This window comes from Pseudoalteromonas sp. S1727, assembly GCF_005886375.1.
GTDB lineage: Bacteria > Pseudomonadota > Gammaproteobacteria > Enterobacterales > Alteromonadaceae > Pseudoalteromonas > Pseudoalteromonas haloplanktis.
This window is the reverse complement of sequence record NZ_PNDT01000133.1, coordinates 1-10,241: the sequence shown is the minus strand read 5'-3', so window position 1 is coordinate 10,241 and position 10,241 is coordinate 1. Positions and strand designations below refer to the sequence as shown.

Genomic DNA, 10,241 nt, shown 5'->3' with positions numbered 1-10,241 from the left:
CAACTGAACTACCACTCCGCATTTTCGTTTTCTGCTTAGGTCTCCCTTTGCAGCGGCGTGAATAATACGAATCAGCCCCTACTTCGTCAAGGGCTTTTTTGTTTTTTTACAGGTTTTTTAGTCATCTGACATCGAAAGGTTTAAAATTTCACCTGATTTGTCACTTTTTGAGCCATTTTTGCCAACTTCATTTTTTTCGCCTGCATCTGGCTCTTTATCAGTTGCTGTTTTTTTCTGCAAAAATGGTAGCTTAATTTTTGGTATGAGTGACTTTTTCTGAACAAAGACACGAATAGCTAACCACCCAATTAACAAAATCAGAAGATTTCCACCCACAATTAAGCTTATCAAAGTTATTGTTGCCATTGCTTCAGCTTCTTTTGCCGCTTTTTGTATTGCTTGTTGCTCAGCCTCGCTGATAATGGGTGCTGCTAATTCAGGCACCACTTCAATTGGTCGCTCAATTTCAAACTTATAGGTGGGGAGTGTTGCCATAAATTCACGGCCATTAATATTAGTGCCAAAAACAGACAACTCAACACTGTATCTTCCCCAATCATAATTTTTAATTGCTAATTCACGAGTTAAGCTGGTATTAGCTTCAAGGGTAAACATTTGTTCTTCATTATTGGGGTAATAGATTTTACCTTGGATCAAAACCGTCTCTGGTTGCACTATTTGCTTATCAAGGGTAATCGTTAATTGATGCTCTTCGATGTCATCCTCAGCAAGTGCAATGCTATAGCTAAAAGGAGGCTCTTTAACTTCTAAAATATCTTGTACGACAGTGCGCTTTAATAATGGGGTTTCAATATAAAGCTCGGGCTGCCACTGCCCTGCGGGGAAAACTAATTTAAATTCGCCAGTAAAAATACCGTCTTTGGGGCGTTCATCAAAACCACGCCCATCATCTTTGAATTCTGCAACATTGTGAGTACCCGCACCAAAATTAGCAAAATCACTGTTATTAGTACTTATAAAATCAACATGTAAGCTCACTACATCACGAAACAGGCCGGTGTTTATTGGTTGCCCATCATTTAATATTTGTCCCGTAATTTTAACTGTCTCACCACGAAACAGTAACGAAGGCAACGGCTCCACTTGCAGCTCTACTTCGCCTAACACCACAATTCTACTCTTCGGTAAAATACTACCTACTACTTGCCATGGTCCCGGCATTGGCTTCTTAATGGTGATCAAGTCATAGCTGATTTCATCAAACCACTGTAAATTGTCATCTTTTCTTGCTGACGTAGCATAGTATTTACTGCCGTCAGGTTTAACTAAAACGACCGCTGGTGCCCCTGGTTTGCGAAAAAACAGCAAGGTGATTTCATCAACCTTATAGTCGATACGAAAACGATTTTCCAATAATGGAATTTCATTTTGCTGCCCATCACGCTGCAATAAGGTTATTTTATCTTCGCTTGTTGCACGACTGGTGCTTGGTAACATCATTACCAAGCACACAGCTAACAGTATGCTTTTCATGTTTTGCCTTATTCGGCACGCCATAAACATTGGCTACCGACTAGATTTAATCGTTCTTCATGAGCCAGTTGCTCATCACTACTGGCATGTAATACAACCAATGGTGGACGGTTTGGATTTAAACGACGCAACTCTTTTTGCTGTTGCTCGCTGCCTTGACTTTTATGTTGATTAAGATTGAGCTTTACTTGCCCACCCGTCATGGCTAAATAAACGTCGGCTAAGATCTCAGAATCCAGTAACGCGCCGTGTAAGGTACGTTTAGTGTTATCTACATCATAACGACGACATAACGCATCAAGGTTGTTCTTTTGACCTGGATGCAAGTCACGCGCCATAGTGAGAGTGTCGAGAACTTGGCAGTAATCATGCGTTTTTTGGTAGCCTTGATTAAGTAACGCAAATTCATTATCTATATGCCCAACATCAAACGGCGCATTATGAATGACGAGCTCCGCCCCTTTAATATAGTCGAGAAACTCTTGAGCAATCTGATGAAATAACGGTTTATCACGTAAAAACTCGTTAGTGATACCGTGAACATCAATAGCTTCTTCTTCACTTTTACGTTGCGGATTAATATAAACGTGAAAGTTATTGCCAGTTAAACGGCGATTAACTAATTCCACGCAGCCGATTTCAATAATACGATGCCCTTGTTTAGGGTCGATGCCGGTGGTTTCTGTATCTAAAACTATTTGTCTACGTGCCATATCGAATTTAACCTGACTCTGGTATCTTTCTATAATTACTTTATTGTACATAAGATCAAGGGAAAACAGTGCAAAAAACCGTAGAGATTTACACCGATGGTTCATGTTTAGGTAACCCAGGACCCGGCGGTTATGGTATTTTTATGCTTTATAATGGCCACGAAAAAAAATTAAGCCAAGGTTACACCCTCACCACCAATAACCGCATGGAAATGCTCGCAGCTATTGTTGCACTTGAAAGTTTAAACCGTCCTTGTGAGATAAACCTCACCACTGACAGCCAATATGTAAAGCAAGGCATTGAATCTTGGCTTACAAACTGGAAAAAGCGCGGCTGGAAAACAGCAGCCAAAAAACCAGTTAAAAATGTCGATTTATGGAAACGCCTTGACGAAGCTTGCGCCCGTCATACCATCACATGGAAATGGGTAAAAGGTCACAGTGGCAATAAATACAACGAAATTGTTGATGATTTAGCCCGTGATGCAGCCGGCAGTAAAAACTTACTTGTCGATGAAGGCTATAAACCTGAGTAATCAACTTATTTAGTTCAGCACAAACTATTTTACAATTAAGTTATATGATATAAGATTTAGCTATATCATATAATGGAGTTGTTTAATGTCTATTCTAGTCGAGTCTTTTTTTCATCAACAAAGTGCGACTTTTACTTATTTAGTTTCTTGCCGTCTTACGAAGACAGCGATGTTAATTGATAGCGTTGCAGACTTTAACGTTGCCAGCGGCGTATTAAGCTTTAAAACCGCCAATGACATTATTCATCACATAGCTGAAAACGAGCTAATACTTGAGTGGATTTTAGAAAGCCACGCTCATGCCGATCACATCACTGCAGCAAGTTATATCAAACAGCAGTTAGGCTCTAGCCATCCATGTAAACTTGCAACAGGTAGTAAAATAACACAAGTACAACAACACTTTAGCCGCTTATATGATATTGACATGCCGTGTGATGGCAGCCAGTTTGAACGACTTTTTAACGATAACGAGCACTTTATGCTTGGTGAGCTGAGAGTTACAGTGATCGCAACACCTGGACATACCCCTGATAGCGTATGCTATTTAGTAGAAGGTAATTTATTTGTAGGTGATACCTTCTTTATGCCCGATAGCGGCACTGCTCGTTGTGATTTTCCGGGCGGCAGCGCCAAACAATTATATGACTCATTACAACGGATATTAGCATTACCAGATCAAACTACTTTGTGGATGTGCCATGACTATCAACCCAATGGTCGCCAGTTAGCTAATAGAACTACGGTTGCACAGCAGCGCAAAAATAATATTCATCTACAAAGTACTGAGCAAGATTATATATCTACTCGTCAAACACGTGATGCCTCTCTTAATGTCCCTGCTTTACTTCATCCAGCAATACAAATGAATATTCGCGCAGGGCAATTACCGCAAGTACAGCACAATGCGCAACGTTATTTAACTATCCCGCTCACGGTGCTGCTTTGAAGTTTGCCGTAACCCAGCACCTTTGACTGGCGCAAATTGAGGCCGAGCATGCCATTTGGGTTTGATTGGTGTTAAAGGGGCGACTCGCTTGCGTGCAACTAGCATATACACACTGCCCATCGGTTTTAAATATTGTTTAGTGAAGCGTCGCCATGGCGCAAATCGTGACAAACGATTTCCCCGTGCAAGGGATGAATAAATAAAACGCTCATCACTAACAATTTCAAAACCCAATAAATTAAGCCAATCTTTCACCCGTGCAGGGGTAAAAAAGCGCCCTGTCCAAGGTAACTTTTGGCCACTAAAAGGCAGTAATTGCGCCAAGCCGCACAAGCTAAATGGATTAAAACCGGTGATCACCATATAACCACCAGGGATCAAAGTGCGATGCGCTTCACGTAATATATGATGTGGATCAGAGTGATATTCTAAGCAATGACTTAAAATACATGCATCAACACTGTGCTCGTAAAAAGGGAGTTCATCAATATCTGCAATCACACCAGTAAATGGCCCTGATTCTGCGACACACACTTGATGTTTTATGGTGCTTTTACTGGTATTGAGTTCACCACTGAGATTTCCTAGTTTTAGCATGTGATAACCAAACATACGTGGTAACCACTTATCTATTTTACGTTCTATATCACTACGTAAATAGTCACCATGAGGAAACTCTTGCCACGACAGTGGTTTGGGTCCTTCTTGAAAACTAAGGGCTGGTTTCATACGCTGAGCTCGTTATACTATCTAATATCGTCACTTTATAGAGCAAAGTCACATGGTGCAAGTCAAAGCAATTAAAGCCTTTTCAGATAATTATATTTGGTGTATCAGCAAGCCAGACAGCTCTGCTGCTTGGGTGGTTGATCCAGGCCAAGCAGAGCCCGTACTAAAATATTTAGCTCAGGCAGGCTTAACGCTTGAGGGAATTTTAATTACTCACCATCATTACGACCATACTGATGGCGTGAATAGTTTACGAGAGGAATTTGCCGACATTGAAGTCTACGGGCCTGTTAATAGTCCATTTAAAGGGATCACCAAAACACTCACTGAAGGTGATGTGATCACTGTCCTTGATACTGAGTTTACAGTTATCACCACCCCAGGGCATACCTTGGATCATATTTGCTATATCAATCCTGCGCTTGCTTTTACTGGTGATACATTATTTAGTGGAGGCTGTGGGCGCTTATTTGAGGGCACCGCAGAGCAAATGCAGTGCTCTTTTGATAAATTAAAAAGACTACCACTGGCGTGCGAAATTTATTGTACCCATGAATACACGCAAGCAAATTTGGCCTTTGCATTGGCCGTTGAACCTAACAACCGCGATTTAATTGCGTATGCGCAGTGGGTCGATGAGCAACGCAAAAATAATAAAATCACTTTGCCAAGCACGCTCGCGTTAGAATTAAAAATCAACCCTTTTATGCGCAGTGATATAGCAGGGATCGTGCAACACTTACCCGACCAATATAATTCATTTACAAAAAACACATTACAAAATAATGAACCTTGGCAAAACTTTGCAGGTCTTAGGGCTTGGAAAGATCATTTTTAGTGTAATAAACCTGAACGTTAGACAAACCGTAGGTAAAAAATTATTAACTAACGTTCAAGTTAATAAGTCTAAATATATTATTTAGTTAACTAATAAATTACAGCATTATTGCATATTTAAAACGGTCATAAAGTGGTAATACGTACTCATTACGGGTAGTATTCGCCGAGTTTTTTACCTGATGTATTGGTATTTATGAATAAATCTCCTCTCGTTTTAACCTTGGCATTGGTGCTAAGTGGTTGTCAAACATTGACATCAACACAATCCGACGACGCAATAGCCAATCAAGCCCGCCAATCGCAGCTTGAAGGTGCAAGCCCTAGCGAAATCAGTGAAGCACTGATGATCAATGCGCAATACTTGCAAGTGAATGAAGTAGATGAAGCACCACCAGTTTTTGATGATGTATGGGAGCGCATTCGTTACCAATTATCAATTGATGTGCCACAAAATCGCCCTGTGGTTGCTGAGCGTAATTATTATGCAAAGCACCAAGCTTACTTAGATCGCATTTCAAAACGTGCTGAGCCTTACCTACATTTTATTGTAGAAGAGGTTGAAAAGCGTAATATGCCGATTGAGATTGCACTACTTCCGATTGTAGAAAGTGCCTTTGATCCATTTGGCTATTCAAATCGCAGTGCATCGGGTATTTGGCAATTTATGCCGCAAACTGGTGAGCGTTTTGATTTAAAGCAAAACTGGTGGTACGACGGTCGTCGCGACATTGTGCAATCAACCCGTGCCGCATTAGATTACTTATCTTATTTACATAAAACCTTAGATGGTGATTGGCTTAACGCGATTGCTGCTTATAACTCAGGTGAAGGTCGTTTATTACGAGCGATAAAAAAGAATCGCAAAAAACATTTACCAACCGATTTTTGGTCGCTTGATTTGCCAAGCGAAACCACCGCCTATGTACCTAGATTACTCGCTCTGTCCGATCTATTGAATCGCGCCGATGAATTTGGCTTAACATGGAACCCAATTATCAATGCACAAGTTGTCGAAGCCGTTGATATTGGTTCACAAATTGATCTGGCATTAGCAGCTCAAATGGCAGATATCAGCTTGACTGAACTTTACCGTTTAAACCCAGGCTTTAATCGCTGGGCAACCGATCCAAATGGGCCACATTTTTTATTATTACCGGTAGATAAAGTTGAGCAATTTCAAAGTACGCTTGCAAAAACAGCGCTTAAAGATCGCCTTCGTTGGCAACAATATATTGTTGCCAACGGCGATAGCTTATCGGTAATAGCGAAAAAGTTTGCCACCAGTACCAGTGCAATTAAATCTCTCAACAAACTAAAGTCAAATACCATACGTGTTGGCCAACAATTGTTAGTACCATTGAGTGATGGTGCAATTAATAGCGAACACTTACCTGAGCAAGTCCGTCTAGCGGCGAACAAAAACAGCCAAAAAAAGCTCTCTCACACGGTGAAAAGCGGTGATACCTTATGGGATATTAGCCGAGAGTATGACGTGACCATTAATGAACTGGCAAAATGGAACAAACTTAAAAAGAACAGTGTATTACGCTTAGGACAAAAGTTAACGGTTTATAAAACAGCAAGCAATCCACAAACCGCTTTGATCAGCAGCAACCGTACAATCACTTATAAAGTACGTCGTGGTGACTCGCTCGCACGCATTGCCGATAAATTTAACTTAAGCGTTAACGATATTATTAAGTGGAATAACCTCGCAGGTCAAAAGTACTTACAGCCTGGGCAAAAGTTAAAACTTAAAGTCGATGTAAAAAGCACCTAAGTACAAATAATACAAGCAATAAAAAAGAGCGTATACGCTCTTTTTTATTGTCCTTATTCTGGAATTTTAGTAAGCCACTGCTTTAACCATGGTTCTGTCACAGGCCAAGGCTCAAAGTCTTCACATGCATCAATCTCTAAACGATGGCCCACAGGCTTTGCCTGTAAATCCCGAAATAACTCGTCAAAACTGCGCCCTGCACCACAAAAGGTATCGCCATAACTACGATCACCCATAGCTATAATCCCGTAAGGCTTACCTGTCAACATAGGAAATTGACTATTAAGCTGGGCATATAACGGTGCTAAATTATCAGGAATATCGCCCTGCCCCGTTGTAGAGGTGATCACTAAAATATGACTGGCCGACTTTATATCGTCAAGAGTTGGCGAGCTTATCAGCTTAGCTTGATGCTCAGAGTGCTCAATCGTGTCAATAACCTCGTCACTTAAACGCTCAGCACCGCCATAGACACTGCCTACAAATATACTAATAGTTGCCATTAATAATCCTTTTCTGTATTTGGCCAGCCAAGTTGTTGGCAAATAGCGAGCATTGCTTCACCTAGTGGCGCTTTAATATTGATCGATTGCTGCGTATAAGGGTGCACAAAATTAAGTTCAGTTGCAAATAACATTAATCGGCGCAGTGCAAAGTGCTCTCTAAAAAACTGGTTATGTTGATTATCACCATGATTTACATCACCAATTATAGGCAGTGATAAATGTTTTAAGTGCCTACGAATTTGATGTTTACGCCCTGTTTTAGGAAAACACTCCACCAACGAATATCGCACTGTTGGGTACTTTCCAATTGGGATAGCTAAGGTAGCTTGATGCAAACAGTTAAACTGAGTTTGTGCCTCTTGTGCAGCTTTATTTTGATCAGCAAACTTATCTGCAATTTTATCCAGCTCTTCTTTAAGTGGCTTATCTAAAAATACCGACTCAGGTGCAAAACCACGTACAAGTGCCAAATAACGTTTAGAAATTTGGTTATCGATAAATAACTGATTAATATCCCGCGCAGCTTCTGAACTTAGTGCAAACAGTAATACACCTGAGGTAGGTCTATCTAAACGGTGCACAGGAAACACATGCTGACCTATTTGATCACGCAACATTTGCATCGCAAATTGTGTTTCGTGCTTATCTAAAAATGAGCGGTGTACAAGTAAACCGGAAGGCTTATTAATCGCTATATAGTTTTCATCGCGATACAAAATATCAAGCTCACCAAACTCAATTGGTTCAGGGCGTTCATTCATCTGATTGTCCAAATACACTGTCTAATTCTTGCAATAGTTTTATCACGTGTGCTCCACCCTCTTTATTTGCAAACATTAGTTCAGCCATTGGCGCAATTGCAAAATTACTTGGTAGAGGTAGCTTATGCGTAACCAGTGCATCCATTTTCTCAATAAATACGAATTGCAGCCATTGCTCAAACGCCATTGTGTCGTGACAAAACGGCATTGTTGAGTTTAATGCTTGTGCATCTATAGGCTGTTCTTGCCAGAGCTGATGTTGTCGTAATAAGACTTCAAGTTGCGTTAGATACGCTTGTAACTGTTGGTACATAACCACCTGCTGTTATAAATATTGACTAATTATACCCTGTTCCCTCATTGCCTGCTATGGCGTATAATTTACCGAATTTTGCAGTAAAAACCAGTGGATCACTATGACCGAGCAAATCGCAACTTTAGGGCAACTACTTGATAACGCAGGCACCACATGGCGCGCGTTTGATATTGGCAGACACATAACTAAGCTAGATAAAAAGCAGTTCTTAGCGATAGAGCAAGCCCAAATACCTTATCCTTTTCCACTGGCAGGCCATGCATGGTTAGCAATTCAATTTTGGGATAGCAAAGCCAGTAGTGAGCCATTTGTTTGGTTCTTAAAATTTCCGGTTGATGAGCAAAGTAAGTTAGTTTGCGCAAGCCGTGACCATTTTGCCAATATGGTCATTGAAGCCATTGGTAATGATTTAACCGGCAGCCAAGCTGATGGTAAGCTTGATAATAACCCTTACGTATTTACACCTAATGCCAATAAATTAGCCGCTTTTAATGCACAATTAAAAGTGCTGTTAAAACAACCAGCTTCACAATATTACGAATACAGCCAATTATATTTTAGTGGCAAACTCGGATTTGATAACTGGCAAAGTGTTGCAGTACAAGGCATTGCTGATTTTGCCGTGCGCTTAGATGATGATAAAAACCTAGCTGCGTTACAAAATGCTTGGCCGCAACTACCAGCAGAGGTACTACAACCATTAAGCGCCATGCTTGAACATGTTGAAATCCCCCCCGTGTTAAGCGAGCTACTATTAAGTTACGCGAAACAAGCCATTGCGCAAAAAGATACATTAGCGCTGTGCTGTGCCTTACGAGCAATGTCCAAAGCGCAAGCGCAACCATTGACCGCTCAACTCGTAGATGCACTTTTGCAATCAGACCTAGCCACCGATGCAGATGTGCTGCAAACAATCGCAGGCCGATGTTTTAACTTACTCTGCGATCCTGAGCGGTTACATATTTTTATGGATAACTGCGCCCACCAGCAACAAATTGCAGAACTTTTCCCAAGTATTTTCGCAGATTTAGTTGCAATACCCAGTATTCGCCCGCACTTACTAGGTTTACTACGTAAAGAAAATCGCAGCGAAACCCTCGCCCGCGCAATTGGAAGGTTATTCTCGTAAATGGCAAGTTTGTGGACATTCATTATCATTGGTGCGGTTATTTATCTATTTTGGCTTAATCGTAAAGTAGCTGAAGCCGCGAACGCTCACGCCAAACGACAAAGTGAGCAGCTGCAAGTACAGTTAATGAGTGTTGCCTGTATTAAACGCCGCTTTGGCTTGTTAAAAAACGGCAAACCAGGAATTAAGAGCGAGTTTATTTTTGAATTTTCCAGTGATGGTGAAAGTGTCTACCAAGGCGTACTCTTGATGGAAAATGAAATGCTAAAAAGCGTAGTTGTGCCGCCGCATAAGATCTAGTTAGAAAATTAGAAAGTTAGAAAGTTAGAAATAGCTTTGCGAGAGGCTGTTATACCAATCGTGTTAAGTTACTGACCATTTATAGCGACAGATAAATGACGTGATAACAAGGCATAAATTTTGACATGTAGTTGTTCTCGGCAATTGCTCCTGCATTGCTCTACCTCCTGCATCCATGCAGTCGTACA

The 10,241-nt window shown here is 40.9% G+C and carries 12 protein-coding genes; 6 read left to right on the top strand and 6 right to left on the bottom strand.

All coding sequences use genetic code 11. From position 1 onward, the window contains the following. Positions 1–117: 117 nt before the first annotated feature. The gene (locus CWB85_RS20690) at positions 118–1,461 is read right to left on the bottom strand and encodes a TIGR03503 family protein (protein ID WP_167337197.1); all 1,344 of its coding nucleotides are present in this window, start codon (positions 1,459–1,461) and stop codon (positions 118–120) included. Between the two features lie 41 nt (positions 1,462–1,502). Further along, positions 1,503–2,207 (bottom strand): DNA polymerase III subunit epsilon, encoded by a 705-nt coding sequence (dnaQ, locus tag CWB85_RS20685; protein WP_016707727.1) that lies wholly within the window; start codon positions 2,205–2,207, stop codon positions 1,503–1,505. 68 nt (positions 2,208–2,275) lie between these two features. Here dnaQ and rnhA point away from each other — a divergent pair, with 68 nt between their 5' ends. Beyond that, entirely contained in the window at positions 2,276–2,743 is a 468-nt protein-coding gene (gene rnhA / locus CWB85_RS20680) for a ribonuclease HI (RefSeq protein ID WP_016707728.1), read from the top strand. 85 nt (positions 2,744–2,828) lie between these two features. Further along, on the top strand, positions 2,829–3,692 hold the full coding sequence (locus CWB85_RS20675) for an MBL fold metallo-hydrolase (RefSeq protein ID WP_029216067.1): 864 nt from the start codon (positions 2,829–2,831) through the stop codon (positions 3,690–3,692). Here the strand turns inward: CWB85_RS20675 and CWB85_RS20670 are convergent. Next, on the bottom strand, positions 3,663–4,421 hold the full coding sequence (locus CWB85_RS20670) for a class I SAM-dependent methyltransferase (RefSeq protein ID WP_016707731.1): 759 nt from the start codon (positions 4,419–4,421) through the stop codon (positions 3,663–3,665). The two genes, CWB85_RS20675 and CWB85_RS20670, sit on opposite strands and share 30 nt — an antisense overlap. 52 nt (positions 4,422–4,473) lie before the next feature. On the opposite strand from CWB85_RS20670, the gene gloB reads away from it, so the two are divergent. Together gloB and CWB85_RS20660 are read left to right on the top strand one after the other, a co-directional pair. Next, a complete protein-coding gene (gloB, locus tag CWB85_RS20665; protein ID WP_016707732.1) occupies positions 4,474–5,259 on the top strand; it encodes a hydroxyacylglutathione hydrolase in 786 nt (261 codons plus the stop codon). 195 nt (positions 5,260–5,454) lie between these two features. Beyond that, complete coding sequence (locus CWB85_RS20660; protein WP_016707733.1) at positions 5,455–7,041, top strand: LysM peptidoglycan-binding domain-containing protein; 1,587 nt, start codon at positions 5,455–5,457, stop codon at positions 7,039–7,041. 53 nt (positions 7,042–7,094) lie between these two features. On the opposite strand, the gene CWB85_RS20655 is transcribed toward CWB85_RS20660, so the two are convergent. Genes CWB85_RS20655 through CWB85_RS20645 form a run of 3 tightly spaced genes read right to left on the bottom strand, consistent with a single transcriptional unit; the run spans position 7,095 to position 8,621 of the window. After that, on the bottom strand, positions 7,095–7,544 hold the full coding sequence (locus tag CWB85_RS20655; RefSeq protein ID WP_016707734.1) for a flavodoxin: 450 nt from the start codon (positions 7,542–7,544) through the stop codon (positions 7,095–7,097). Continuing rightward, positions 7,544–8,308, bottom strand: a complete 765-nt coding sequence (gene truC / locus CWB85_RS20650; RefSeq protein WP_016707735.1) for a tRNA pseudouridine(65) synthase TruC — start codon at positions 8,306–8,308, stop codon at positions 7,544–7,546. The genes CWB85_RS20655 and truC overlap by 1 nt, the downstream gene beginning before the upstream one ends. Beyond that, positions 8,301–8,621, bottom strand: a complete 321-nt coding sequence (locus CWB85_RS20645) for a YqcC family protein (protein WP_016707736.1) — start codon at positions 8,619–8,621, stop codon at positions 8,301–8,303. Before CWB85_RS20645 ends, truC begins: the two co-directional genes overlap by 8 nt. 103 nt (positions 8,622–8,724) lie before the next feature. On the opposite strand from CWB85_RS20645, the gene CWB85_RS20640 reads away from it, so the two are divergent. Both CWB85_RS20640 and CWB85_RS20635 read left to right on the top strand, forming a co-directional pair. After that, the gene (locus CWB85_RS20640; RefSeq protein WP_016707737.1) at positions 8,725–9,753 is read left to right on the top strand and encodes a DUF3549 family protein; all 1,029 of its coding nucleotides are present in this window, start codon (positions 8,725–8,727) and stop codon (positions 9,751–9,753) included. Continuing rightward, positions 9,754–10,053 carry a DUF3301 domain-containing protein gene (locus CWB85_RS20635; RefSeq protein ID WP_138555913.1) on the top strand — a complete coding sequence of 100 codons (300 nt, stop codon included), beginning with the start codon at positions 9,754–9,756 and terminating at the stop codon, positions 10,051–10,053. It begins immediately after the preceding gene. The last annotated feature ends 188 nt before the right edge of the window (positions 10,054–10,241 follow it).